Source organism: Streptomyces flaveolus (assembly GCF_000716535.1).
Taxonomy (GTDB): Bacteria; Actinomycetota; Actinomycetes; order Streptomycetales; family Streptomycetaceae; genus Streptomyces; species Streptomyces flaveolus_A.
Map to the genome: position 1 here is coordinate 1 of NZ_JNWV01000067.1, position 24,742 is coordinate 24,742.

Annotated in this window: 20 protein-coding genes; 11 read left to right on the forward strand and 9 right to left on the reverse strand. The window is 72.1% G+C overall.

The annotated features are described in order from the left end of the window. Positions 1 to 248 precede the first annotated feature (248 nt). The 3 genes from OO52_RS43070 to OO52_RS43080 form a co-directional block, all read right to left on the reverse strand. On the reverse strand, positions 249 to 1,139 hold the full coding sequence (locus OO52_RS43070) for an SAM-dependent methyltransferase (RefSeq protein WP_199820060.1): 891 nt from the start codon (positions 1,137 to 1,139) through the stop codon (positions 249 to 251). 391 nt (positions 1,140 to 1,530) lie between these two features. Continuing rightward, entirely contained in the window at positions 1,531 to 1,974 is a 444-nt protein-coding gene (locus OO52_RS43075; RefSeq protein ID WP_030658237.1) for a GAF domain-containing protein, read from the reverse strand. 191 nt (positions 1,975 to 2,165) lie between these two features. After that, positions 2,166 to 2,918, reverse strand: a complete 753-nt coding sequence (locus tag OO52_RS43080) for a TetR/AcrR family transcriptional regulator (protein ID WP_037631024.1) — start codon at positions 2,916 to 2,918, stop codon at positions 2,166 to 2,168. Between the two features lie 58 nt (positions 2,919 to 2,976). On the opposite strand from OO52_RS43080, the gene OO52_RS50470 reads away from it, so the two are divergent. Together OO52_RS50470 and OO52_RS43090 are read left to right on the forward strand one after the other, a co-directional pair. Beyond that, a complete protein-coding gene (locus OO52_RS50470) occupies positions 2,977 to 3,246 on the forward strand; it encodes a GMC oxidoreductase (RefSeq protein WP_030658239.1) in 270 nt (89 codons plus the stop codon). 244 nt (positions 3,247 to 3,490) lie between these two features. Next, on the forward strand, positions 3,491 to 4,081 hold the full coding sequence (locus OO52_RS43090) for a flavoprotein (protein WP_030658240.1): 591 nt from the start codon (positions 3,491 to 3,493) through the stop codon (positions 4,079 to 4,081). A gap of 15 nt (positions 4,082 to 4,096) precedes the next feature. On the opposite strand, the gene OO52_RS43095 is transcribed toward OO52_RS43090, so the two are convergent. Further along, a complete protein-coding gene (locus tag OO52_RS43095) occupies positions 4,097 to 5,053 on the reverse strand; it encodes a helix-turn-helix domain-containing protein (protein ID WP_030658241.1) in 957 nt (318 codons plus the stop codon). A 42-nt stretch (positions 5,054 to 5,095) separates the two neighbouring features. Next, a complete protein-coding gene (locus OO52_RS43100; RefSeq protein ID WP_030658242.1) occupies positions 5,096 to 6,079 on the reverse strand; it encodes a helix-turn-helix domain-containing protein in 984 nt (327 codons plus the stop codon). Between the two features lie 241 nt (positions 6,080 to 6,320). On the opposite strand from OO52_RS43100, the gene OO52_RS48975 reads away from it, so the two are divergent. Then, positions 6,321 to 9,314, forward strand: coding sequence for a S8 family peptidase (locus OO52_RS48975; protein ID WP_078877522.1), 2,994 nt, complete (start codon positions 6,321 to 6,323; stop codon positions 9,312 to 9,314). Between the two features lie 100 nt (positions 9,315 to 9,414). Here OO52_RS48975 and OO52_RS43115 read toward each other — a convergent pair whose 3' ends face one another. Together OO52_RS43115 and dacB are read right to left on the reverse strand one after the other, a co-directional pair. Then, positions 9,415 to 10,557: an RICIN domain-containing protein gene (locus tag OO52_RS43115; RefSeq protein ID WP_234339981.1), complete on the reverse strand. Its 1,143-nt coding sequence runs from the start codon at positions 10,555 to 10,557 to the stop codon at positions 9,415 to 9,417. Positions 10,558 to 10,847: 290 nt separating this feature from the next. Then, the gene (gene dacB, locus OO52_RS43120; RefSeq protein WP_030658248.1) at positions 10,848 to 12,224 is read right to left on the reverse strand and encodes a D-alanyl-D-alanine carboxypeptidase/D-alanyl-D-alanine endopeptidase; all 1,377 of its coding nucleotides are present in this window, start codon (positions 12,222 to 12,224) and stop codon (positions 10,848 to 10,850) included. Between the two features lie 229 nt (positions 12,225 to 12,453). On the opposite strand from dacB, the gene OO52_RS43125 reads away from it, so the two are divergent. Together OO52_RS43125 and OO52_RS43130 are read left to right on the forward strand one after the other, a co-directional pair. Next, the gene (locus tag OO52_RS43125) at positions 12,454 to 12,942 is read left to right on the forward strand and encodes a hypothetical protein (RefSeq protein ID WP_030658251.1); all 489 of its coding nucleotides are present in this window, start codon (positions 12,454 to 12,456) and stop codon (positions 12,940 to 12,942) included. A gap of 164 nt (positions 12,943 to 13,106) precedes the next feature. Then, the gene (locus tag OO52_RS43130; RefSeq protein WP_030658252.1) at positions 13,107 to 14,348 is read left to right on the forward strand and encodes a cytochrome P450 family protein; all 1,242 of its coding nucleotides are present in this window, start codon (positions 13,107 to 13,109) and stop codon (positions 14,346 to 14,348) included. An 11-nt stretch (positions 14,349 to 14,359) separates the two neighbouring features. Here OO52_RS43130 and OO52_RS43135 read toward each other — a convergent pair whose 3' ends face one another. Beyond that, positions 14,360 to 14,836 (reverse strand): hypothetical protein, encoded by a 477-nt coding sequence (locus OO52_RS43135; protein ID WP_158712644.1) that lies wholly within the window; start codon positions 14,834 to 14,836, stop codon positions 14,360 to 14,362. A gap of 244 nt (positions 14,837 to 15,080) precedes the next feature. After that, complete coding sequence (locus tag OO52_RS43140) at positions 15,081 to 15,503, reverse strand: DUF6924 domain-containing protein (protein WP_030658254.1); 423 nt, start codon at positions 15,501 to 15,503, stop codon at positions 15,081 to 15,083. Positions 15,504 to 15,751: 248 nt separating this feature from the next. Between OO52_RS43140 and OO52_RS43145 the strand changes: the two genes are divergently transcribed. The 6 genes from OO52_RS43145 to alsS all read left to right on the forward strand — a co-directional run bounded on the left by OO52_RS43145 (position 15,752) and on the right by alsS (position 24,655). Next, positions 15,752 to 17,470, forward strand: a complete 1,719-nt coding sequence (locus OO52_RS43145; RefSeq protein ID WP_234339982.1) for a dolichyl-phosphate-mannose--protein mannosyltransferase — start codon at positions 15,752 to 15,754, stop codon at positions 17,468 to 17,470. Positions 17,471 to 17,696: 226 nt separating this feature from the next. Next, positions 17,697 to 17,945: a Sec-independent protein translocase subunit TatA gene (tatA, locus tag OO52_RS43150; protein ID WP_030658256.1), complete on the forward strand. Its 249-nt coding sequence runs from the start codon at positions 17,697 to 17,699 to the stop codon at positions 17,943 to 17,945. A 288-nt stretch (positions 17,946 to 18,233) separates the two neighbouring features. Beyond that, positions 18,234 to 19,967, forward strand: a complete 1,734-nt coding sequence (gene poxB / locus OO52_RS43155; protein ID WP_030658258.1) for a ubiquinone-dependent pyruvate dehydrogenase — start codon at positions 18,234 to 18,236, stop codon at positions 19,965 to 19,967. A gap of 122 nt (positions 19,968 to 20,089) precedes the next feature. After that, positions 20,090 to 20,659 carry a MarR family winged helix-turn-helix transcriptional regulator gene (locus OO52_RS43160; RefSeq protein WP_030658260.1) on the forward strand — a complete coding sequence of 190 codons (570 nt, stop codon included), beginning with the start codon at positions 20,090 to 20,092 and terminating at the stop codon, positions 20,657 to 20,659. Between the two features lie 83 nt (positions 20,660 to 20,742). Further along, positions 20,743 to 22,617, forward strand: coding sequence for an MFS transporter (locus tag OO52_RS43165; RefSeq protein ID WP_030658261.1), 1,875 nt, complete (start codon positions 20,743 to 20,745; stop codon positions 22,615 to 22,617). A gap of 556 nt (positions 22,618 to 23,173) precedes the next feature. Further along, positions 23,174 to 24,655: an acetolactate synthase AlsS gene (alsS, locus tag OO52_RS43170; protein ID WP_234339983.1), complete on the forward strand. Its 1,482-nt coding sequence runs from the start codon at positions 23,174 to 23,176 to the stop codon at positions 24,653 to 24,655. Positions 24,656 to 24,742: the final 87 nt, after the last annotated feature.

Below are 24,742 nucleotides of genomic sequence, written 5' to 3' on the forward strand. Positions count from 1 at the left end.
AGGGTCGATGCGGTGTCCTGACACACCCGGCACACCGAACCCCCCGGAGAAGAGGGGCCCCGCTCCCGCCGGGCACACATCCACACTCCGCCACCACGCCCCCGCCCGGAAGAGACAAGTTCCTGCCCGGGAAAGAACCTGCCCCCCTTCGCGTCGGCTCGGGACGGAGCGGCACACGTGTCCTGGCACCCGGGTGGGCCGCCGTCCCCCACGGCGCGGGAGGTCCTCAACCGTCGTAAGGGAGGTCGTCAGGAGCGGACCGCGAGGATCCAGCGATTGGCGGCCAGCGCGTCGTCCGGCGCCGGCCGCAGGCCGACGCCGAGGCGGTCCGCGAAGTCGAACGGCGTGTGCACGGCCGTGTCCCAGCCCCGGGCGTCGAGATCGGCGAGGGAGTCCGGGCGGGGATCGGTGCTGAACAGCGCGAGCAGGTCGATGCCGAGCCGCTCCCGGACCGCCGCGTAGACGGGATAGTCGCGTTGCCCGGCCGGGTCCACCCCGTGTTTGACCTCGTAGCCGAGCGCACTGCCCGGTGCGCTGTGCGCGTTGACGGTCGCGAGCAGTTCGTGTTCCGCGGCCGGCGGCAGATACGGCACCAGCCCCTCGGCGAGCCAGGCCGTCGGACGCGTCGGATCGAAGCCCGCCCCGATCAGGGCGTCGGTCCAGTCCTGGCGCAGGTCGGCGGCGAGGGCGACGCGGGCGGCCCGCGGCACGGCCCCGAGCGTGTCCAGGACGGACTGCTTGAAGGCGAGCACCTCTTCCTGGTCGATCTCGAAGACCGTGCTGCCGTCCGGCCATGGCAGCCGGTGGGCGCGGGTGTCCAGACCGGCGCCCAGCACGACCACCTGCCGGCAGCCACCGGCCGCGGCGCTGAGCAGGAACCCGTCGAAGACGCGGGTGCGCAGACCGAAGAAGCGGGCCAGCCGGCCCCACAGCGGATCGGCGTCGCCGTCCGGCACCTCGTCGAACCGGCGCGGCCAGTCGGTGCAGCCGGGCGCCGCGCGGACGAAGTGTTCCGCGTACTCGTCCCGCGCCGGCGCGCCGGGCCGGGAGGTCTCGATCGCGCGGGCCGCGGCGACCAGTAAGGCGGTCACGCCCACCCCCGCGACTCCGGTGCTGCTTCCTCGGGCGGTATCGGTCATGTCCCTCTCCGCGGTGCCGTGTCCTGCGCGGTTTCTGTGCGTAACACGTCTCGAACGGGCCTGGGGTTCACTCGACACGTGTGCGCGGATGCCGAACCCGGTACCTGACAGCGTCCTGGCGCCCCAAGTCGCCCATGCCTGCCCGGAGCCGGGCTGACCTTCTGGACCTGGCCGGTTCCCGGGACGGCGGGCGGTGGCCGTGCTCCGGCTGCCTGCCGCGCCCCGAACGCACCGCCGGGCCTCGATACGCGATGGATGCACAGCCGAGCGGTGCCGGAGGGCCGGCCACGGCCGAGCAGGGCCTCCACGCCGTGCTCTCGATCAGCCGTTCCCTGATCGAGAGCACGCGGCGGTGGGTGGGGGTCACGGCCCCGGTTCTACGACCGTCCGGTCACACCTGCGGCATCGCGACGGGCCGGGACGCCGCGCCGGGCAGGGACGCCGCGTCCTCGCCGAGCACCGCGAGTTCGTCGTCGGTCAGTTCGCGTTCGTCCAGCCAGGCCAGTCCGACCACGGCACGGACGGCGCCGTCCGCGCCGGACACGGGGAGCGCCACGGCGGCCTTGCCGTCCACGGCCTTGGCGCCCGGTTTGACCGCGCCGCTGTCGTCCTCCTTGAGGTTGCAGGTCTGGATCGGCCTGTCCTGCTGCCAGGCGAGGCCGGCCATGCCTTTGCCGAGCGGGATCCGTGCGGTGACCTCGCGCACCTGGGGCGGGATGTTGTGCGCGGCCGTGATGTGCAGCAGGTCCTCCCGCACGACGTGGACCGTTCCGGCGGTGGCCCCGTGGCGGTCGAGCAGACCGCGCAGCCATGTGTTCGTCGACTCATCGAGCATGGCGAGAGGGTACGGCAGGCAGCTTCGGATACGTATACGGACCGCCGATGTCGACATGTATGAGATGTGCCGCGGGTCCCGGGGCCGGGTGCACGGGGCGGGGCGCACGGGGCAGGCCGGTGCCGTCCGGTGTGGTCAGTCCCGGACGCACCCCCACCGGACACCGGTGCCCGGGCCGGCCGCTCGCGTCGTCAGTCGTCCGCGTCCGTCGCGTCGGCCAACCGGTTGAGCCACTCGTGCAGCAGGTTCCGCTCGGCAGGGCTGAGCGCCGCGGTGTCCTCCTGGCCGAGGGCGACGAGCAGCGCCATGGCGCTGCTCGCGACGGCGGTGCGGGGGGCGGCGCCGGCGAGGCCGCCGTTCTTGGCAGGTGGGAGCGTGAGGGTGTTGATCACCATCTCGCGTGCGGTGTCGGCGGTCCGCGGGTCGTAGACGCCCTCGGGCAGGCTCATCAGCGTGAGGATCGTGCCCACGCCGGCGGAGTGCATGACCTCGGTGGCGCGTTCGACGCTCATCCGCAGACGTCCGGCCGCGGCGACCCGGGTGATCATGAGCCGCAGACCGGCGGCGGCCCGCCGTCCGGCCTGCGGCAAGTGGCCGGGGCGGACCTGGCCGTAGACGAGCGAGTAGTAGGCCGGATGCTCCAGTCCGAAGCGGATGTGCAGGTCCCACGCGTCGCGCAGCGCCTGGACCGGGTCGCCGCCGGTGAGCAGGTCGGCCTTCACTTCGAGGTAGCGCCGGAACCCGTAGTCCGCGACCTCCTCCAGCAGCCTGTCCTTGTCCCCGAAGATCCGGAAGATCGACGGGGTCGGCACGCCGGCGCGGGCGGCGACGGCACGGGTCGAGACCGCTTCCAGGCCACCCACTTCCAGCAGCTCGGCCGCCGCCAGGACGATCTTCTGCCGCAGTGGCGGAGCTGCCTGCTCCGGTTCCGTCTCCGTAGTCACGAATCGACGATATCAGTTTGGTGAATCATTGATCCGATCGGTGATACGTTGTTCGCGAATGATCCTCCAGCGCTCGGGCATCGGGCCGGAGAGCCTGGAGGGCCTGCGTGTCGCCGACGCCTCCGGCGTCCCCTCGATCCCGTCCCACGACACCAACGCCACGGTCTGCGCCATCGCGGAGCGCGCCGCCGAGATCGTACGCGAGGCTGTCCGAGCCGCGACGGCGACACCGACGACGCTCTCGTACAGCGCGCTGACGGGCGGTGTGGCCATGGAGGAGTCGGCCCAGTCGGTGCGCATGGCGCCCGGTCGGCGGCGGTCACCTTGATGCCGAGGGGCGCCACTTTCTCGGCCAGGACCGGGACGCCCACGCGTCCGCCGACGGAGGGGATCTGGATGACGTACCCGGATCCCTGCTCGCGCAGGAGAGGCAGGGCGGCCCGGGTGACGGACACGAGAGGCCCGGCGTGTGAAGTCGCCGCCGCCGGCGCCGGGACACACCGGCACGGATGGTCAGCCGCCGTGGCACACACCGTCATACTCCGGTCGGCGCCGCGGCGCATCGTTGGGACATGACCAGCAACGACCCGTCCGCCTTCGGTGGCCGCCTGCTCATCGGCGCCACCGGTTCCGCCGCCGTCGCCACGCTCCCGATGTACATCAACGCGCTGCGCGCCACGTTCACCGGGAGCGTCACCGTCCTGATGACGCACACCGCTGCCACGTTCCTCCCGCCGCACACCGTCGGCCTGTTCGCGGACCGCGTGGTGACGGGCGCGACGCCCGACGACTGGGCCCGCGAGAACCAGGCGACCCTCGCGGCGGAGCACGACATGTTGGCCGTCCTGCCGGCCACGGCCAACATGCTCTCCGCCACCGCCACGGGCGCCGTGCCGAACATGCTGACCGCGACGATCGCCGCCGCCGACTTCCCGGTGGTCTTCTTCCCGGTGATGACCGGCGAGATGTGGCTGAAGCCCGCCGTCCAGCGCAATGTCGACCAGCTCCGCCAGGACGGCTACCACGTCGTCGACCCGCAGTGGGGACAGCGCTACGACGTCGGCCTGAAGCAGCTCGTCAAGGCCCCCATGCCGCCGGCGCCGCCCCAGTTCGTCGAAGTGGTCCGGGAACTCATGCCCGAGCGCGCACCCGCGGACGGCTGAGGACGCCCGGACCGGTCAACGCGCGCCCGGCCGCCGGGCACGGTAGGCGCCGGGTGTCATGCCCGTGACGGCCCGGAACGCCCGGTGCAGCTGTGCCTCGCCGCCGAACCCGCACGCGCGGGCCACGGCGGAGAGAGGGCGTTCGGGGTACGACAGCATCAGCCGCTGGGCGTGTGACACCCGCAGCCGGCGGACCAGCTCCGTGAGCGATTCGCCGTCCGCGGCCAGGACGCGGTACATCGTGCGCCGGGAGATTCCGCAGCCCGCGGCCACCCCGGCGGCGTCGAGGCGGGGATCCGTGGCGTGCCGGCGCACGAACCGGTGGATGCGTTCCCGGGTCAGCGCCGTGCCGGACACCTCCGGCGGCGCGCTGCCCGCGGCCCAGGCCAGACCGGTGTCCAGCAGGTCGACGGCGTGCGGCAGCAGCGCGGCCGCCGCCCCGGCGTCGTGACCCTGCATCCGGTGGAGGCCGACGAGGAAGTCCGCGATGACACGGCCGGGGCCCGAGACGCCCAGGTCCACGCTGGTCGCCCCGGCCGGCGAGCGGTGCGCCAGCCGGGATCTGGGCACCTTGACCACGAGCTGGGAGAAGTCGTCCTCGAAGTCCAGCGCGTAGGGGCGGGTGCTGTCGACGAAGGCCATCGACCCGGGCGCGAGCAGGGCGACCCGCCCGTTCTGCTCCAGCCTGGCCCGGCCGCGGAGCTGGATGTTGGCGAGGAAGACGTCCTCGTGGTCGCGTCCGATCAGCCGGCGCGTCCGGACCACCTGCTGGGGACCCGCGCTCAGCTCGGCGAAGCCGATCCCGTCCAGGACGGAGTGCTCGATCCGCCCCTCGAAGGCCCCGCCCGGCCCGGGGCGCACCGCCACTCCGACGAACGTGTCACAGATGACGTCGGCCCAGTAGGCGAGCGCGTCGGAGGTGTCGACGTCCGCGCTGGACCACACGGTGCGCGGAACAGGGCAGGTGTGCATGCTTCCATGATGGCGCCCCGCCGCCCCACGCTGAGCTCGCGGTCAGATCAGTCCGCGGGCGCCGGCCCGGGCGCCGGCCTGGAAGCGGGTGTCGGCGCCCAGCTTGGCCAGGACGGCGGCGACGCGCCGGGTGGCGGTCCGGGTGCTGCACCCCAGCTGCCGGGCGATGGCCTGGTCCTTCAGCCCGGCCTTGAGCATGCCGAGGAGCAGGAGGTCGTCCGAGTCGAAGGTGTCGTCCTCGGCGGGCACCGTACCGGTGATCGGTTCGGCGCGGGCCCAGTAGGCCTCGTACAGCTCCATCAGGGCGTCGAGCATCCCGGACGGGTGGATGACGACGAGGTCGTCGTAGACCGGGCCGGACATGGGGACCAGGGCCACCCGCTTGTCGATGATGTGCAGTTTGAACGGCAGGGACGGCAGCAGCCTGGAACGCTCGCCCAGTTCGGCGAGTCTGAGCAGCATGGCGAACCGGCCGGGGCGCTCCATGGACTGCGGACAGTAGATCGAGCGCACGTCGATGCCTCGTTCCAACCAGGCCGCCGTGATGTCGAACTCCTCCTCGTTGCTGTGGTGCCGGCCATCGGGGCGTCCCACGTAGGGTGGCCGGTCGAGGGCCCACATGTGACTGGTCGCGGAGTTGCTCAGCTCCTCGACCCGTTCCTGGATCAGCCGGCGGTCCGACAGGACCTCCACCAGGTTGCGCGGGTCGGCACGCAGCCGCCCTTCCCGGTAACGTTCGGCGATCCGGTCGATCTCCGTGCGTGCGGAGGCCAGCGCGGTCTCCACCTCGAACTGCCGCCGGGCCAGCAGGGGGAGCAGCGCGGCCTGTGGGTTGGTCACCTGGTAATGGCCCCGGCTGGTGACGTGGAGGAGCCCGAGTTCCCGTAGCCGGGTGACGGACCGCAGGACACGGTGCTCCGGCGTCCCCAGGGACGCGGCCAGGTCCGCGACGGTGACCTGACCGCGGTCCAGGAAGCACCGGTACACCTCTTCGTCGGACTCGGCTATGCCCAGGGCCGTGAGCACGTATGCATACCTCCGTCGAATCGGCGTGGGACGTCCGTGGCGCGGTTGGTCATCCGTCCAAATCCGCCAACAGAGTATCTGGACACCTCTCCAAGGAACAGCGTTCACTTTCTCGCTGGGACGACGCGGTTGCCCCGTGTCCGGCACCCGCCGACGTCAACTCCCCACTCCCGCACGTGCAGCACCACCCCGAGGGTGCGAGAGGCACCCTCCGGCTCGGCCCACTCCCCGTGGAGGACGCGTGAGTTCCACGCTCCGAAGAAAGACCTTCGCCTGCGGCGCGGCGGCTCTGGCCGTCTCCCTGGCCGCCCTCTGTACCGCCACACCGGCACAGGCCGCCGGTGACCCGCTGACTCCCGTCCCCCGCTCCGGGCCCCTCCCGGCCGGCCGTTACATCGTGACCCTGTCCGACGCGCCCGTCGCCCTCTACCAGGGCGGTGTGGCCGGCTTCGCCGGCACCGCGCCGAAGCCGGGCGCCAGGGTCGACACCTCCACCACCGCCGCGCACCGCTACCGGGACTATCTCCAGGACCGGCAGAGCAAGGTCGCCGCCTCGGTCGGCGCCAAGGTCCGGGGGCGCTACACGGTGGTGACCAACGGCTTCACCGCGAGACTGACGGCCGTTCAGGCGGCACGTCTGAGCCGGCAGCCGGGTGTCCTCAAGGTCAGCCCGGACGGATGGAACAAGCCGACGGACGACACCCGGTCGACCGACCTCATGGGGCTGTCGGGGCCGCACGGCGTGTGGTCGAGGCTCGGCGGCACCGCGAAGTCCGGCAAGGGCGTGGTGGTCGGCGTCATCGACACCGGCGTCTGGCCCGAGAGCGCGTCGTTCGCCGCCCCCGCGCTGGGCACCGCGCCCCCCACGGCCAAGGACCCCTACCGCCCTTACCGCAAGGGCGACGTGATCAGAATGAAGAAGGCCGACGGGGGCACCTTCACCGGCCTCTGCCAGACCGGTGAGGAGTTCACCGCCGCCGTCTGCAACACCAAGCTCGTCGGCGCCCGGTACTTCGGCGACGCCTATCTCGCCGAGACGCCCCCGGAGGAGCGGGACGACTACGTGTCACCGCGTGACGGCGAGGGCCACGGCACCCACACCGCGTCCACCGCCGCGGGCAACGCCAACGTCCAGGTGACCGTGGGCGGGAAGGACTTCGGGAAGATCTCCGGAGTGGCACCGGGCGCCGCGGTCGCCGTGTACAAGGCGCTCTGGAAGGACAAGGGCGGCGCCGACTCCGACATCGTCGCGGCGATCAACCAGGCGGTGGCGGACGGCGTCGACGTGATCAACTACTCCGCCGGGGCGCTCCTGGAATCCCCGCTCGACAATCCTGTCCAGCAGGCCTTCCGGGCGGCGGCACAGGCCGGCGTGTTCGTGTCGACGTCCGCGGGCAACAACGGCCCGTCGAGGTCGTGGATAGACAACACCGCCCCGTGGACCACCACCGTCGCGGCCAGCACCATGGCGACTCCGGAGGCCACGGTGAAGCTGGGCGACGGCCGGACCTTCGTCGGGGCCAGCGTCACCGTGGACACGGAACTCGGGCCGAAACCGCTGGCCTTGTCCACCGACGTGAAGGCCGCCTCGGCGACGGAGACAGCGGCGAAGCTGTGCCAGGACGGGACCCTCGACCCGGCGAAGACGGCCGGGAAGATCGTGGTGTGCGACCGCGGGGTCAACACCCGGGTGAGCAAGTCCGCCGAGGTCGCGCGGGCCGGGGGCGTCGGCATGGTCCTGGTGAACACCACCGACCAGGACACGGACGGCGACATCCACCTGGTGCCGACCGTGCACCTGAACGTACCGGCGGCCACGACGGTCCGCGACTACGCGGCGACCCCGGGCGCCACCGTCTCACTGGAGCCGGGCGGTTCCACCGGGACGCCCTACCCGCAGATCGCCCCGTTCTCCTCCAGGGGCCCCTCGGAGGACAACAAGGGCGCGCTGATCAAACCGGACCTCGCCGCACCGGGCGTGGCCGTGCTCGCCGCCGTCGCGCCGCCCAGCAACCAGGGGCACGACTTCGACTTCATGTCGGGAACGTCGATGGCCGCGCCGCAGGTGTCCGGTCTCGCCGCCCTCTACTTCGGCGTGCATCCCAAGTGGTCCCCGATGGCGGTCAAGTCGGCCCTGATGACGACTGCCGTGGACACCAGGACCGCGTCGGGCGGCACCAACACCGACGTGTACGCGCAGGGTTCCGGTGAGGTCGACCCCACCGCGATGCTCAACCCCGGCCTGGTCTACGACTCCTCGAACCGCGACTGGCTCGCCTACGAGGAGGGTCTCGGGATCGACACCGGGACCGGCGTCGCGCCCGTCGCACCCAGCGATCTGAACTACCCGTCCATCTCCGTGGACCGGCTGCTCGGTTCGCGTACCCTCACCCGCACCCTGACCGCGGTCAGGCCGGGTGTGTACCGGGCGTCGGTCGAGCTGCCCGGCTTCCGGGCCGAGGTGAAGCCCTCGACCCTGCGCTTCACCCGTGCCGGACAGACCGCGAAGGTCGGCATCACGCTGACGCGCACCACCGCGGTCTCCGATGTCCCCGTCACGGGCTCCCTGACCTGGGTGGGCAGCGGGCACGTGTCGGTACGCAGCCCGATCGTGGTCACACCGCAGAGCCTGCTGGCCCCCGGCCGGGTGGACGGCAGCGGGAGCGCCGGAAGTGTCTCGTACTCCGTGACCCCGGGTACCGAGAAGCTGACGCTCACCGCCTACGCCCCCGTGGCGGGCGCCCCGGTGCGCGGTGAGCTGTCCAACGAGACGGGCAACGCCCAGGACTTCGTCCTCACGGTGCCCGAGGGAAGCAAGGCCGGCGAGTTCTTCGCCACCGGGGACAACCCCGACGACAAGCTGTACCTGATGGTCGTGCCCCTTCGGGAGGACGGCTCGCCCCTCGACGGCGGCCAGCTGAGCGAGTACGAGCACCAGGCGCACATCAGCCTGACGACGCTGAAGCCGGGCAAGTACGCGGTGACCGTCATGTCGGCCTGGTACGAGGGGGCGCCGTTCTCGTCCGACATCAAGTTCACCCTTCAGGCGAACGTGGTGGGTGCGGACGCGCCGACGACCGGCACCTTCAGCGTGTCTCCCACGCGTCCTGTGACGAAGCCGGGCGTCCCCTTCCCGGTCACCGGCACGTGGTCCGGTGTGGACACCTCCGCTCCGGCCACCGCCTACGTCGGATACCAGGACGGTACCGGCACCCTGGTCAGCCTCCACGGCTGATCCGCTCCTTCGGGGGGCTGCCCGGCGGCCCGCCGGACCCGCGGACCCGGTGGAACCGCCCCGCCGTGCGACGGGGCGGTTCCACCGGGCCGCCCAGTGCTCAGGACGTGGACCACTTCTGGTTGGGGCTGCCGGAGCAGGACCACAGCTGGAGCCGGGTGCCGTTCTCCGTGCCGTTGTCCCGGACGTCCGTGCACTTGTCGGCGAGCGTGCTGACCAGGTCGTGCCTGACGTTCAGCACGAACTGCTGCGCCGAACTCCCGTCGCAGGCGGCGAGTTCGAGGTCCGTCCCGTCGGCGGTCGAGCCGTTCGCGAGCCGCACGCACATGCCGAGCGCCCGCATGGTTCCGCCCGTGAACGTCCAGTGCTGCGCGGCGGATCCCGAGCAGTCCCAGATCATCAGGCCCGCGCCCTGCACGGCCTTGCCGCCCACGATGTCTATGCAGCGCTGCGAGGCGTGGCTGAACACGTTCACCCCCGGTGCCGCGGCCGGAGCGGTCGTCCGGGCCCCGGTCGTGGCCTTCGCCGTGGTGGTGGAGCGCTGGGCGGGGGACGCGGAGTCCTCGCTCGACGCGCTGCTGCTGGGCGAGGCCGACGTGGGCTTCCGGGAAGCTTCGGCCTTCTTGCCGGGACCGGTCGCGGACGCCTTCACCGGGGGCGCCGACACACCGCCGAACCCGTCGATGACGTCTGTGCCGCGGCCACGGGAGTCGACGGTCACCGAGGCCCCGTCGCGCTTGTCGTCGTCGTGACCGTTGACCAGGCCCAGGGTCAGCAGGACACCGCCCGCCGCCAGCAGTCCGACGATGCTCACGACGCCGAGGGCACCGCGCATTCCCTCGCGCCGGGGCTTGCCGCCCTTGCCCCGGCAGACCTGATCGAGTGATACGACCGGGTCCACAGCGGGGCTGTCGTCCGTGTCGGCGCGGCGTGCGAAGGTGTCGCCGGGTCTGTCCGCGGCGGAGCCGCCCACCGCGTCGTCGGCCGCCGGGGACGACGTCCCGGTACCGCGGCCGGTGTTCCCCCGCGATCCCAGCGAGGAGATCTGGGTGAGCCGGGGCAGGGAGGTGCCTCTCCCGGCCGCGTCGGGCGCCCGGTCACCGCTGTCCGGGGCGGACGGCTCCGCGCCGCCGGCCGGGGTGCCGTCCCGGCCGGGCCCGGAACCGGAACTGACGGATCTGGCACTGCCCGGGACTCTCCTGGGGAGATCCCCCGCCGACCGGGGCGTGTGTGGAGGCTTCATGGGTTCCTTTCAGCGGAGGCGGAGCACGGGCGGCAGTGTCGCGGGGGGTGCCCGACCGGTCTCCGGGGCGGTCCGGTCCTGCCACACATGGAGCGGATCCGCCGGCGTTCGGGTTCACGCCCACGACGTGTGACTTGTGACTCATACCGGTCTGCGAGTGCGGACTCAAACCGGCGCATCGGACGGCGCGGCCGGTCGCACCGGTGGGGCGCGGACGGTGTCGCACACACGAACGCCGCCCGGCCTCGCGCCGGGCGGCGCCTGGGTGCCTGGTACCCGCGCGCGGGGGCCTAGGCCCAGCAGCCGTTCACGGTCGCGGCCAGACCGTCCATCGCGTCCTTGATGTCGTTCGGAGCGGCCGTCGAGCCGTTCTCGACGAAGGAGAAGACCCGCCATTCGCCGTCGTCGGTCCGGGTCAGACCGCTCAGGGCGATGGCACCGGTGAGGGTGCCGGTCTTCGCCTGCACCTTGCCGACGGCGCACTGGGAGTCCGGGTCGTCGAACCGGCCGTACTCCGGGCCGAGGGTGGAGCCCGCCTCGCCGGCGACCGGCAGGCCGTCCAGGAGGGCGCTCAGGGTGTGCGCGTAACGGGGCTCCGTGACGAGTTCGAGGATCTGCGCGAGCGTGGCGGCCGGGACGCGGTCGGTCCGGGACAGACCGCTGCCGTCGTGGATCTCGAAGTTGTCGAGGGAGACGCCGTAGCGGTGGCTGAGCACGTGACGCACGACCTCGGTGCCGCCCTCGAAGGTGGCGGGGCGTCCCGCGCCCAGAGCGGTCATCCGCAGCAGGGTCTCGGCGATGTTGTTGTCGCTGGTCTTGAGCATCTTCTTGACGATGTCCGCCAGTGGGGCCGACCTGTGGCGCGCGACCGGCACATCGGTGTGGCGGGCCGTGCCGCGCGTGACGTCGCCGTCGACGGCGATGCCGTCCTCGGCGAGCAGCTTGGCGAAGGTCTGACCGGCGTCGATGGAGGTGTCCTGGACGCCGCGGCCGTCGACGACGAGGGCGCGGACCGGGGCGACGGTGTCCGGGTAGTAGCCGTCGTTCCAGCCGTCGGCGAGAGTCGGTGCGGGGAACAGGCTGTCGTCCACGGCGACCTTCACCGTGGTCAGGCCCGCCCTCTGCAGCCCGGCGACCGCGGTCTTCGCCAGCTCGGCGAGGTCGGCGCTGCTGAGCGTGCGGTCGCCGCCGCCGACCAGGGTGAGGGTGCCGTCGCCGTAGACGACCTTGGTGGTGAACCGGTGTTCGGGGCCCAGCACGGTCAGCGCGGCGGTGGACGTGGCGAGCTTGACGTTGGAGGCCGGCATCAGCGCGGTGGCGCCGTTGTGGTCCCACAGGGTGCTGTCGGAGTCCGCGTCCAGGACCACGCCGCTCACCTCGGGGCCCAGCCGCTGGTCGAGCACGCGGGCGTCGAGGTTCGCGGCCATCTGCCGGTCGCTGGGGTCGGCCGGATCCGCGCTGCCGGTCGCGCCGCCGGCCGTCGCCGTGGTGCCGTTGCCGGCGGCGAAGGCCGAGGGCCCGGCCAGCGCGGCCGAGGCGACGGGCACCGCCAACGCCAGCACGACGGTACGCCGCAGACCCGAGCCGTTCTGCTTCGTCCTGCGGTGCCGGCGCCGGCCGCCCGGCGCGAAGGAGTCGGTCTGTGTTTCCGCTGTGGAGTGGTCCATGAATTCCAGGATTCGGTCGAGACACGTGTCAAGGGGATCGGCGCGCACGTTACTCCGCCGCACCCCGCCCACCGGATCGCTTCCATGTCTCGCCATCACTTCTTCACACCGATGTCATCCCCTCGTGTGCCTAGACTGAGACAGATGTCTCGGGCGCGGGGGCCGGCACACCGTTGCTTGTCCGCTGGACGTGCCACCGAGCCGTTGTGACCTGTGGGGGTGCCGTCCGATGAAGTCCGCACGCCGGGAGAACACCCGGTGGCCCGCGGCGGGTACGTGGGCCGTCCTGGGCCTGGCCGCCGCGGGGTGCTGGTTGGTCGGCCGGGCCGGCGAGTCGTCGAGCGACGCCGGTGACGCGGCCGTCGACCGCGTGACCGCGGGCCGGGTGTGCCGGTCCGCGCTCCCGCGCGGCATGGAGCTGTCCTGCGGGACGTACGGCTTCGGCGACCTGCGGTACGTCTGCGACGCCCAGCGGCACGACGGAGCGCGGTGCGAGCGGACGTCTCAGGTGACGGTGCGCAACCCGGGCCGTGCCGTGGTGTACGTGTCATACCTGGCGGGCCCGCTGCCGGGCGTGCGCGAGGAGGGCCCGGGACAGGCGGTGGAGCCGGGCGGTGAGGTGACGCTGCGCCCCGGCGCGGGGCGGCTGTTGTTCGACATCACGCTGCGTGGCACGGACCGGGGGCCGAGCCGTCTGGAGGTGGTCCGGGTCCGGTGAACCCTCACGGGTCCGGCCTCCGTGTTCCTTGCAACGGCTTTCCCGGCCGGCCGGGCGGTCCGCGTCCGCGTGGACCGCGCGCGGACCGGCCGACGGGGCGACCGCGTTCCGCGGCCGGCACGGATCCCCGGGACTGTCCCGGCGTAGAGGGCGAGGAAACACGGATGGACACGCACCAGCAGGCACGGCCGGTCAGTGACGGGGACGAGCGGGTGGTCATGGGCCCGGAGTTCAAGGCGGACGCCCACCGGCAGTACGCGCGGCTGCGCGCGAAGGGCCCCATCCACCCGGCACAGTTCTTCCCCGGCATCACGGGCTGGGTGGTCGTCGACTACGACCTGGCCCGCACGACACTGACCCACCCGGCGCTGCTCAAGGACCCCCAGCCGGCCGCGGAGATGCTGGAGGCGGCGGGTTTCCTGGGCCACAAGCGCGGCACCGGGTTCGGCGGCCAGATGCTGGAGGCGGACCCGCCCGAGCACACCCGGCTGCGCCGTCTGGTCTCCGGTGCCTTCTCACCGAAGCGGACCGCCGAGATGGAACCGCGCATCACCCAGATCGCCGACCAGCTCGTCGACGCCATGCCGCCGTCCGGCGAGCTGGACCTGGTGGAGGCCTTCACCGCGCCGCTGCCGGTCGCGGTCATCGCCGAACTGCTCGGCATCCCCGAGGCCGACCGCCAGGACTTCCGCCGCTGGACGTCGCTCGCCTTCCAGGTGGGCCACCCCGAGTACGCCTCGGCGGTGGCGAGCCTGCACGGGTTCCTGCGCCAACTGGCCGACGACAAGCGCCGCGCTCCCGGCGACGACCTGCTGTCCGCCCTGGTCGCCGCCCGGGACGAGGACGACGGCCGCCTCTCCCAGGACGAACTGGCCGGCACGGCGGCCCTGCTCGTCATCGCCGGCCACGAGACCACCGTCAACCTCCTGGGCAACGCCGTGCTGGCCCTGCTCCAGCACCCCGGCCAACTGCGGCTGCTGCGGGAGGACCTCGGCCTCCTGCCCGACGCCATCGAGGAGTTCCTGCGCTACGACACCTCCGTCGAGCGCACGACGAACCGGTACGCGGCCGAGGACCTGGAGCTGGGCGGGGTGCGGATCCCCCGGGGCGGCATCGTCGCCGTGGCCCTCGCCTCCGCGAGCCGTGACGCACCCCTGCCCGATGGCGGCGACCCGGACGTGCTGGACATCACCCGGCCCGCCGCCCGGCACCTCTCCTTCGGCCACGGCATCCACCACTGTCTGGGCGCCCCGCTGGCCCGCCTGGAGGCCCGTGTCGCCCTGCGCACCCTCCTCACCCGCGTCCCGCACCTGGAACTGGCGGTCCCCGCCGATTCCCTGCAGTGGTTCCCGGCCGGCATGGTGCGCGGGGTGCTGTCGCTGCCCGTGCGGTATCGCACCGCCTGATGCGACGGCGGTCACACATGTGCCGACCGCCTTCGTCGGCAGGCATTCCATCGTCCCGTTCCGGAGGAGTCGCTGGTCCGTGCGGTGCCGGCCGCCACGGAGCGGAGAGTGACGTTCGCGGAGTAGGTCTCGGGACGGGCGGCGGGACCGTTCAGCTCGGCCGTCACCGGCTCGGCCTCGCGTGAGTCGAGGGTGACGGTTCGTTCACCGTCGACGCGCAGTCCGTCCCGGGCGAAGCACGTCGGCGACACACCCGCCGGCCCGGCGCCCAGCAGGCGGTACGCGCCGACGGGGAGCTCCGCGGTGGCCGAGCCGGCGTCACCCGTGCCGGACCCCTCGTCGGCGACGGGGAAGCACACGGCGCCGGTGGCGTCGTTCCGCGGCACCCTCACGAGGCCGGAGCAGTCCATCGGCTGCCCGGACCTGTCGAGCACCCGGACCGTCACCGTGCCGGTGCGGTCCAGCATGTCGGCGGTCATGGGGGTCACGGGGGTCACCACAGGGGTGTCTCCCGCGGACGCCGTCAGCCGTCCCTCCCGGGAGCCGACGGAACCGGAGCAGGCGGAGACCCTGACGGTGGCGGACGCGGTGCCGTGCGCCGGAACGGTGGGCGGCGGCGGGGCTCCGCGGCGCGGCGTCGGCCGGTGCGACGACCAGCCCCGCCGGCGTGCCGACCCCCGGCAGCAGCGACAGGTGAACCGGGCGGCAGGGCATCGGGGTTACCCGGACGGGTCAGAATCCCCGGAAGACGCCGTCGTCGTCCGCGGCCTCCACGAACTCCTCCCAGTCCATGTTGGCGAAGGAGATGTTGTTCTCGACCGACCACAATGCGGCGGCGGCCACCCGCAGTTCGTCGAAGCCCTGCTCCGGCTGCTCGTCCTCGCTCTTCAGGACGGCCAGCAGCGGCATCCCCGATCCGCTCAGGGCCTGCCGGTCCGCCAGGATCAGCAGGTCGTCCTCGGCGGGCGCGAGCGCGACGATCTGCTCGGTGGTCAGGTCGCGGTAGGCGGGGTCGTCCACGATGTGCAGCACCGCGAGGAATCCGTCCTCCTCGGCCGGGGTGGCGACCACCGCGCGAAGCGCCTGCCAGGCCTCCTCGTCGGAGAAGTCGGTGCGGATCAGCAGGGTGTCCTCGTGCTGTGGCAGGCTCTTCATGCCGGATCTCCTGGAGGGGTGGGCGACGACCGGGCCGTGCGGCGCCCGGCACACATGACCTGCATGTTAGCGAAACCAACAGTCACACGTGTCGACACGTCACAGCACTCCGCCCGAAGCCCGGGGGCGCTGGAGCGGAGGTTGGCCGCCGCCGAAGAAGGGGATGACCACCGAACCCGTGGAACCCGCTCGGCCCGATCGGCATCATCAGTGGCACAGCGACACACAAAGGAACAAGGTCGAGAGCAGTGCACCGACAGAACGCGACGGGTTCCCTCCACGGCACCTCCCCGACGGCGGAGTCCGGAGACTGGCAGGCGCGACTTCGCCGCTTCGGACACGTGGCACGCCCGGGGCCGGACACCCGCGAGCGCCTTGTTCCGCCGTTCCCGCAGCCGGTGGTCCGCCCGTGGGAGCTGATACGCCTCGATCGGGCACATGCCCGCCGCGTCGCGAAGGCGATGGACTGGCTGGGGCCGGTACTCGTCGCCGTCCTGGCCGGCGCGGTCCGCTTCTGGCACCTCGGCCGGCCGCGGGGCCTCGTCTTCGACGAGACCTACTACGCGAAGGACGCCTGGTCCCTGCTGCGGCTCGGCTACGAGGGCACCTGGCCGGACCGCAAGATCTCCGACCCGCAGATCCTTGCCCACACGAAAGGGATCCCGCTCTCCGACACCGGGGCCTTCGTCGCGCACCCGCCGACGGGCAAGTGGGTGATCGCCCTCGGTGAGTGGATGTTCGGCCTGGACCCGTTCGGCTGGCGGTTCATGACGGCGGCCCTGGGCACCGTGTCGGTGCTCATGCTGTGCCGGACAGGACGCCGCCTGTTCCGTTCGACGCTGCTGGGCTGCCTGGCCGGTGCGCTGATGGCGGTGGACGGTCTGCACCTGGTGATGAGCCGTAACGCGCTGCTGGACCTCGTGGTCATGTTCTTCGTACTGGCGGCGTTCGGCTGCCTGCTGATCGACCGGGACCACGCACGAGCCCGGCTCGCGGCGGCCTTGCCCGTCGGCGCGGACGGCCGTGCGCGCCCGGACGAGCGCACCGGTGACCATGCCGGACAGGGGGCCCGTCCCTGGCGGCTCGCCGCCGGCCTCTTCCTGGGACTGGCGGCTTCCACCAAATGGAACGGGCTGTACGTCCTGGCGTTCTTCGTGATCCTGACGGTGCTGTGGGACGTCGGCGCCCGTCGTGTCGCCGGGGCCCGCCGCCCGTACCGGGCGGTGCTGCGCAAGGACCTCGGCTGGTCGGTCCTGTCCCTGGTCCCGGTCGCCGTGCTGACGTATCTGGCGACATGGACCGGCTGGTTCCTGTCCGACAAGGGCTACGGACGCCACTGGGCCGACGGCCGCGGCGGCACCTGGTCATGGGTTCCGGCTCCCCTGCGCAGCTGGTGGCACTACGAGTACGGGGTCTACCAGTTCAACGTGGGGCTGCACTCTCCTCACACGTACGAGTCCAACCCCTGGAGCTGGCTGGTCCTGGGCCGCCCCGTGCTGTTCCACTACCAGTCGCCGAAACCGGGGCAGGACGGCTGCCACACGGCGGCCGACTGCTCGCAGACGGTTCTCGCCCTCGGCACACCGCTGCTGTGGTGGTCGGCATGCTGCGCCCTCGTGTACCTGCTCTTCCGCTGGGCGCTGCGCCGCGACTGGCGGGCCGGCGCCATCCTGTGCGCGGTGGGCGCCGGGTATCTGCCCTGGTTCCTCTACCAGGACCGCACGATCTTCTCCTTCTACGCGGTGATCTTCGTGCCGTACCTGTGCCTGGCCGTGACGATGATGCTGGGGGCGCTGCTGGGCCCGCCGGGCGCGGACCACGGACGTCGCACCGTGGGCGCGGTGGCCGCGGGTGTGCTTGTCCTGCTCATCGCCTGGAACTTCGTCTACTTCTTCCCGATCTACACCGGGCAGACGATCCCGTACGTCGACTGGCACACCAGAATGTGGCTCGACACCTGGATCTGACGGCGGCGGTGCGGGCGTGGGACGCGGCCCCGTCCGTGCCTCGTCGAGCCCATACGGTGTCCGATCCCACACGTGCCGGGTTGCCCGGCATTGCGCGAAAGACACATATGTGTTCCGCTCTGTACGTGGCCCAACCCGGCTTCCGGGCGGGCGACCGACTCGCCCGGCCCCGACGCCCGGCCCAAGGGCCTCACACACCGACAGCCTGACTCAAGGAGAACGCGCGATGCTTCGCAACGGACTGGAACCCTGGCACCTGCTCCTCGTGGCGGCAGTGATCATCCTGCTGTTCGGGTCGAAGAAGCTCCCCGACGCCGCCCGCGGCCTGGGCCGCTCGATGCGCATCCTCAAGAGCGAGGCCCGGGCGATGCGCGAGGACGAAACCGCGGACGGGAACACCGCCTCCACCGATGTGCGGGCCGACCGCACTCCTGCCGCGGACACCACCACGGCGGAACCCGCCGGCGACCGCTGACCGTCGTCCGGGCGACGGTGACCGTGACCGCCGGTGCGGAGCTGGTCAGGGGCCACGTGCTGTGGCCCACGGTCCGCCGGGCGACGGAACCGGGCAGTCGTCCGACCCAGGGACGGAAGGTGCCGTCGCGCCGCTGACGCAGTCATTCGACGGATGTGTGCGCAATGTCGGTTCCCCGACACTGATCAGGCGCTGCTCCTGCCCGCCGAGCCGTGAGCAGGCGGGCCTCGGCCCACGCGGCGTCCCCGCCGCCCCGGACGCGCTCACGACCGACGAAAGGCGACCCGTATGCCCACCTTCGCTGACCACGTCATCGCCTCCCTGAAGGCCTCCGGCGTGCGGCGCCTGTACGGCCTGCCCGGCGACTCCCTCAACGGTCTGACGGACGCCATACGCCGGGACGGCGACGTCGACTGGGTGCATGTCAGGCACGAGGAGAGCGCCGCCTTCGCGGCGGCGGCCGAGGCCGGGCTGACCGGCGAGCTGACCGTCTGTGTCGGCAGCTGTGGCCCGGGCAACCTGCACCTGATCAACGGGCTCTTCGACGCCCAGCGCAGCCGCGTGCCGGTCCTCGCCATCGCCGCCCAGATCCCGGGCAGCGAGATCGGCTCCGGCTACTTCCAGGAGACGCGCCCGCAGGAACTGTTCGCCGACTGCAGCGTCTACGCGGAGGTGGTCAGCAGCCCGGAGTCCGGGCCGCGCATCCTGGAGATGGCGATGCGGGCGGCCGTCGAACGCAGGGGCGTGGCGGTCGTCGTCGTACCCGGCGAGATCTTCCTCGCGAAGACGGGCCGGGACCTGGCCCCCGCGGCGGTGCGCCCGGCCAGGACCGTCGTCCGCCCGGACGACGCCGATCTGCGCGAGGCCGCCACGCTGCTGAACGACGCGCAGCGGGTGACGATCCTGGCGGGCGCGGGCGCAGCCGGCGCCCATGACGACCTGGTCCGGCTCGCCGAGACGCTCAAGGCGCCCGTCGTGCACGCCCTGCGCGGCAAGGAGTACGTCGAGTACGACAACCCGTACGACGTCGGGATGACCGGTCTGCTCGGCTTCGCCTCCGGTTACAAGGCCATCGAGGAGGCCGACACCCTGCTCATGCTGGGTACCGACTTCCCCTACCGGCAGTTCTATCCGCAGGGCGCCAAGGTGATCCAGCTCGACATCCGCGGCGAGCAGATCGGCCGGCGCACCCGTGTCGACCTGCCCCTGGTCGGCAGCGTGCGCGACACCCTGCCCGCGCTGCTGCCGCTGCTGACCGTCAAGAGCGGGCGCGGGCACCTCGACGAGGCCCTCGCCCACTACGCCCGCACGCGCAAGTCGCTGGACGCGCTCGCCGTCAACGACCGCGAACGCACACCGATCCACCCGCAGTTCGTGGCACGCACCCTGGACCGCCTGGCGGACCGGGACGCGGTCTTCACCGTCGACGTCGGCTCCCCGGTGGTGTGGGCGGCCCGCTACCTGACCTTCAACGGACACCGGCGGCTGCTCGGTTCGTTCAACCACGGGACGATGGCCTGCGCCCTGCCGCACGCCGTGGGCGCGCAGGCGGCGTATCCGGGCCGCCAGGTGGTCTCGCTGTCGGGCGACGGCGGGCTCACCATGCTGCTCGGGGAGCTGTTCACCCTGCGGCAGAACCGTCTGCCGGCCAAGATCGTCGTCTTCAACAACGGCTCGCTGAACTTCGTCGAGCTGGAGATGAAGGCGTCTGGCATCGTCAACTACGCGACCGAGCTGGACAACCCGCAGCTCGCCGAGGTCGCCGCCGCGGTCGGGCTGTGGGCCCGCCGGGTGGAGCGGCCCGGTGACCTGGAGGACGCCCTCAAGGGTGCCTTCGCGCACGACGGACCGGCCTTGGTCGAGGTGATGACCGCCCGCCAGGAGCTGTCCGTGCCGCCGGCGGTCACGGTCGAGCAGGCCAAGGGGTTCACTCTCTACGCGATCCGCACCATCCTGTCCGGCCGGGGCGAGGAACTGCTCGACCTGGTCACCACCAATGTCGCCCGGCGGATCCTGCACTGAGCGGTCGGGCATCCGAAACACGTGTCTCCGATGACATGTGTGTGCCAAGGCACACCCGAAACGCTTGCCCCAGGCAACCGAATGAGTCCATGGTTGCCTTAAGCAAGGATATGGAGGCACATGTGGCCGACAAGGTTCAGTACGAGGAGCTGATGCGCCAGCTGAGCGCCATCGGATCCGTACGGCGAGATCTGGGCCGGACCCTTCCGGACGGCTGCTCCAACGTCGCCGCCACGGTGCTGACACTGCTCGGCCGCGACGGCGACATGCGCATCGGCAGGCTCGCGGAACTGCTCGCCGTCGACATGTCGGTCACCAGCCGCCACGTCGCCCACCTGGCCGCCCGGGGCTGGATCGACCGCAGCCCCGATCCCGTTGACCGGCGCTCGCGCATCCTGCGCCTGACCTCCGAGGGCCGGGCCAAGCTGGCCGAACTGTCCGAGCACACCGCACAGGTGCTCGCCCGGCGGCTGAGCGGCTGGAGCGACGAGGACGTCGGGCAGCTGACGTACCTCATGGCCCGCCTCCGGGCGAGCTTCGAAGACCCGTGGACCGAACGGGACCCCCGGGCGGAACGGCACCCCTGTGCCGGACCACCCGCGGCCGAGCGCCCACCCCGTACCTCCGAGGACCGGTCACCCGGGACCCCCGGGGACGACCGGTCCCCCCGTACACCCGCTGTCACCACGTAAGGACGAGAAACCCCATGACAACCATCCCGAAAGCCGGTGTGCGGGCCCATGCCCGTCCAAAAGGAGGTGCGCCCGACGCGCCGATGACCCACGCGCAGATCATGCGCGCGCTGTCGGGACTGCTGCTCGGCCTGTTCGCCGCCATCCTGTCCTCCACCGTGGTCACCAACGCGCTGCCGAGGATCATCGGTGACCTCGGCGGCGGCCAGAGCGCCTACACCTGGGTGGTCACCGCCTCCCTGCTGGCGGTGACCGCGTCGACCCCGCTGTGGGGCAAGCTCGCGGACCAGTTCAGCAAGAAGATCCTGGTCCAGTCGGCGCTGGTGGTCTACTCCGTCGGTTCCCTGGTGGCAGGTCTGGCACCGAACCCCGCGACGCTGATCACCGCCCGCGTCATCCAGGGCCTGGGCGGCGGCGGTCTGTCCGCGCTGGCTCAGGTCGTCCTGGCCGCGATGATCTCCCCGCGCGAGCGCGGCCGGTACTCCGGCTACCTGGGCGCGACCTTCGCCGTGGCCACCGTCGGCGGCCCGCTGCTCGGCGGTGTCATCACCGACACCAGTTGGCTCGGCTGGCGTTGGTGCCTGTTCGTCGGCATCCCCTTCGCGCTCGTCGCGCTCGTGGTCCTCCAGCGGACGCTGAACCTGCCGGTCGCCAAGCGTGACGTCAAGGTCGACTGGGCCGGCGCCTTCTTCGTCACCGCCGCCGTCTGCACCCTGCTGATCTGGGTCACCTTCGCCGACGACAAGTACGCCTGGCTGTCCTGGCAGACGTACACCCTGGTCGGCGCGTCGATCGCGCTGGCGCTGGTCTTCGTGTTCGTCGAGACGAAGGCCGCCGAGCCGATCATCCCGCTGCGGCTGTTCCGCAACCCCACCATCACCCTCGCCTCCCTCGCCTCCCTCTTCGTCGGCATCGCGCTGTTCGCGGGCACCGTCTTCTTCAGCCAGTACTTCCAGTTGGCGCGCGGCGACTCCCCGACCAAGTCGGGCGTCATGACGATCCCGTTCATCGCGGGCCTGTTCGTCTCCTCCACGGTCTCCGGCCGGGTCATCACCCGCACCGGCAAGTGGAAGGGCTGGCTGCTGACGGGCGGTGTGCTGCTGACGGCGGGCCTGGCCCTGCTGGGCATGCTCCGCTCCGACACCTCGTACCCCTTCATCGCCCTCTGCATGGCGCTGATGGGCCTCGGCGTCGGCATGACGCTCCAGAACCTCGTGCTGTGCACCCAGAACCAGGTCGCCCCGACCGACCTCGGTGCCGCGTCCTCCACGGTGACCTTCTTCCGGTCCCTCGGCGGCGCGGTCGGCGTCTCCGTGCTCGGCTCGGTCCTCACCACCCGGATCGGCCACTACGCGCGCGAAACCATCACCCAGCTCAGCCCGCCGGACCAGGCCGTGGCCGCGAAGGCCTCGGGCGGCGGCCAACTGCCCGACCTCGCCCTGCTGCCCGCCCCGGTCCGCACCTGGCTGGAAGGCGCCTACGGGCACGGCATCGGTGACATCTTCATGTACGTCGCCCCGATCGCCCTGATCGCCTTCCTGGTGACCCTGTTCATCAAGGAGGTACCGCTGCGCGCCTCCAGCGGCCTGGCCCAGGCGGCCCAGGCGGCCCTGGCGGAGGAGACCGCCGAGGTCGTCGCCGGGCTGCCCGTACCGGCGGAGGCCGTCGACGCGGACGCGCAGGCCCCCGCGCCCGGCGGCATCCCGGTCCACGGCCGGGTCCGCGTCGCCGACAGCGATCCCGTTCCACAGGCCGCCGTCACGCTGACCTCCCCGGAGGGCTTGCAGTTGAGCCGGTCTGAGGTACAGGCCGACGGCTCCTACACAGTGGACGCTCCGGGCTCCGGGCGGTACGTCCTGATCACCTCCGCCGACGGCTACCAGCCGCAGCAGGCCACGATCGTGGTCGGCGACGAGTCGGTCGTCCACGACGTCCTGCTGACGGCGGCGACGGGCTGACCGGTACGACACGGCCGTGCCGCTCCCGCCAGGGACCGGCACGGCCACCGTCGCACCACGACGGCCGGGGCTCCCGCCGGGCGCTCGTACGGCCCCGCCCCCCGGCCCGCAGCGCGTTCACGCCGCTCAACCCCGAGCGCCGCGGAAGGTCCCGCCGGGCACCGAGCGGCGCCCGCACCGGCGCCGGCGTGACCAGCGAGGCCCCCCATGACGCCGGCGCCGACACCGTGCTCGAAGGGCCGGACGCGGTCCGCGGACGCTGGTGAGTATCTGATGAGACATCAATCCGCGTCTGTCGGGCAGGATTTGCGGGCGCACGCGGCGAGAGGGGCGCCGGCAGACACGTATCTCCGTGCCACGTCGGCAGGTTGGCGACGGCCGGGCCGACCGGGTGCTGCCGCGGAGCGCCCCGCACTCCGGAGGCGCACCGGCACTCGCCGCGACAGCGGGGGGAGTTGGCGTGATGCTTGATGCGGGCCGAAGCCCGAAACGGCCCGACCCACCCCACGCGGCCGTGGCACCGTCCCGGAGCCGCCCGAGCAACGAGGTGAAGCCCGTGAGCACACCCGTCCGCCCTCCGTCGGCAGCCGCAGGCGGCACCGGCGTTCCCGTCGAGCCGACCAGGTCCGCGCAGCGGGTCGTGGAGTGCCTCCAGGCGAACGACGTGCCGTACGTCTTCGGCGTTCCCGGCGCGAAGATCGACGCGGTCTATGACGCGCTGGCCGACGGGGGACCGGAACTCGTCGTCTGCCGGCACGAGCAGAACGCGGTGTTCATGGCCGCCGCCGTCGGCCGGCTCACCGGGGTGCCGGGGGTGGTCCTGGTCACCTCCGGCCCGGGCACCAGCAACCTGGCCACCGGTCTGCTGACCGCCACCACCGAGCAGGATCCGGTGGTCGCCCTGTGCGGCGCGGTCTCCCGGCCGGACCGGCTCAAGCGTACGCACCAGTCGATGGACGCCGCCGCGCTGCTGGCTGCCGTCACCAAGTCCGCCGGTGAGGTCAGCCACCCCGACAACGTCCCGGAGGCCGTCGCCAACGCCTTCCGCGCCGCGCTGACCGAACCGCGCGGCGCCGCCGCCGTCGTCCTCCCCGCCGACGTCGCGGCCGAGACCACGCCGGCGGCCATCCCCAAGAGGCTGCCCGTTCCGCCCGCGGGGCCGGCCCCCGACACGCTGATCCATGAGGCCGCCGGAATCCTGCGCGGCGCCCGCAACCCGGTCGTGCTGGTCGGCGCGCGCGGCGCCGATCCGGCGGCCTGCACGGCGATCCGCTCCCTCATCGCAGGCGGCGGACTGCCGGTGATCGAGACCTTCCAGGCGGCCGGAGTGGTCTCCCGTGACCTGGAGAGCCACTACCTCGGCCGGGTAGGGCTCTTCCGCAACCAGCCCGCCGACGTCGTCGCGGCCGCCGCGGACGTCATCCTCGCCATCGGCTTCGACCCGGTGGAGTACGACCCCGGACTGTGGAACACCGACCCGGAGCGCACCGTCGTCCACATCGACGCCGTACCCGCCGAGATCGACAACCACTACCAGCCGACGCTCGAACTGCGTGGCGACATCGCCGCCACCCTCACCGAACTGGCCCGCCATACCGGGCCGGTCCGGCTGAGCCCCGAGGCCGAAGCCGCCGTGGCGGCGCAGCGCGCCCGGCTGACCGCCATCGACGACGAGGCCCGTGCCCGGCCCGATTCGGACCGGGGTCTCGACCCCGCGGCCGTCTGCCTGGCGCTGCGTGACCACCTCGACGACCAGGCCACGGTCGCCTGCGACATCGGCTCGGTGTACATCCACATGGCCCGACACTTCCGCGTCTACGAACCGCGGCGGCTGCTGTTCTCCAACGGCCAGCAGACCCTCGGCGTGGCACTGCCCTGGGCCCTCGCCGCCGCCCTGGTCCGCCCCGGAACGCAGATCGTCTCCGTCTCCGGGGACGGCGGGTTCCTGTTCTCCGCACAGGAGTTGGAGACCGCGACCCGCCTGGGACTGACCTTCGTCCACATCATCTTCCGCGACAACACCTATCTTGATCTTTAACCTGTGCGGCGGGGTTTCGGGGTGGTTGTCTTCTTCTTTGGTCGTCTTGCTGGCTGTGTCTTCTTGGGTGTGTGCACGTCGTGGCGG

What these genes read in the sequence shown, in the direction of transcription:
- OO52_RS43070 (WP_199820060.1), bottom strand. Translation starts at nt 1,139, where the DNA reads ATGACCGATACCGCCCGAGGAAGCAGCACCGGAGTCGCGGGGGTGGGC.
- OO52_RS43075 (WP_030658237.1), bottom strand. Translation starts at nt 1,974, where the DNA reads ATGCTCGATGAGTCGACGAACACATGGCTGCGCGGTCTGCTCGACCGC.
- OO52_RS50470 (WP_030658239.1), top strand. Translation starts at nt 2,977, where the DNA reads ATGATCCTCCAGCGCTCGGGCATCGGGCCGGAGAGCCTGGAGGGCCTG.
- OO52_RS43090 (WP_030658240.1), top strand. Translation starts at nt 3,491, where the DNA reads ATGACCAGCAACGACCCGTCCGCCTTCGGTGGCCGCCTGCTCATCGGC.
- OO52_RS43095 (WP_030658241.1), bottom strand. Translation starts at nt 5,053, where the DNA reads ATGCACACCTGCCCTGTTCCGCGCACCGTGTGGTCCAGCGCGGACGTC.
- OO52_RS43115 (WP_234339981.1), bottom strand. Translation starts at nt 10,557, where the DNA reads ATGAAGCCTCCACACACGCCCCGGTCGGCGGGGGATCTCCCCAGGAGA.
- dacB (WP_030658248.1), bottom strand. Translation starts at nt 12,224, where the DNA reads ATGGACCACTCCACAGCGGAAACACAGACCGACTCCTTCGCGCCGGGC.
- OO52_RS43125 (WP_030658251.1), top strand. Translation starts at nt 12,454, where the DNA reads ATGAAGTCCGCACGCCGGGAGAACACCCGGTGGCCCGCGGCGGGTACG.
- OO52_RS43130 (WP_030658252.1), top strand. Translation starts at nt 13,107, where the DNA reads ATGGACACGCACCAGCAGGCACGGCCGGTCAGTGACGGGGACGAGCGG.
- OO52_RS43140 (WP_030658254.1), bottom strand. Translation starts at nt 15,503, where the DNA reads ATGAAGAGCCTGCCACAGCACGAGGACACCCTGCTGATCCGCACCGAC.
- tatA (WP_030658256.1), top strand. Translation starts at nt 17,697, where the DNA reads ATGCTTCGCAACGGACTGGAACCCTGGCACCTGCTCCTCGTGGCGGCA.
- poxB (WP_030658258.1), top strand. Translation starts at nt 18,234, where the DNA reads ATGCCCACCTTCGCTGACCACGTCATCGCCTCCCTGAAGGCCTCCGGC.
- OO52_RS43165 (WP_030658261.1), top strand. Translation starts at nt 20,743, where the DNA reads ATGACCCACGCGCAGATCATGCGCGCGCTGTCGGGACTGCTGCTCGGC.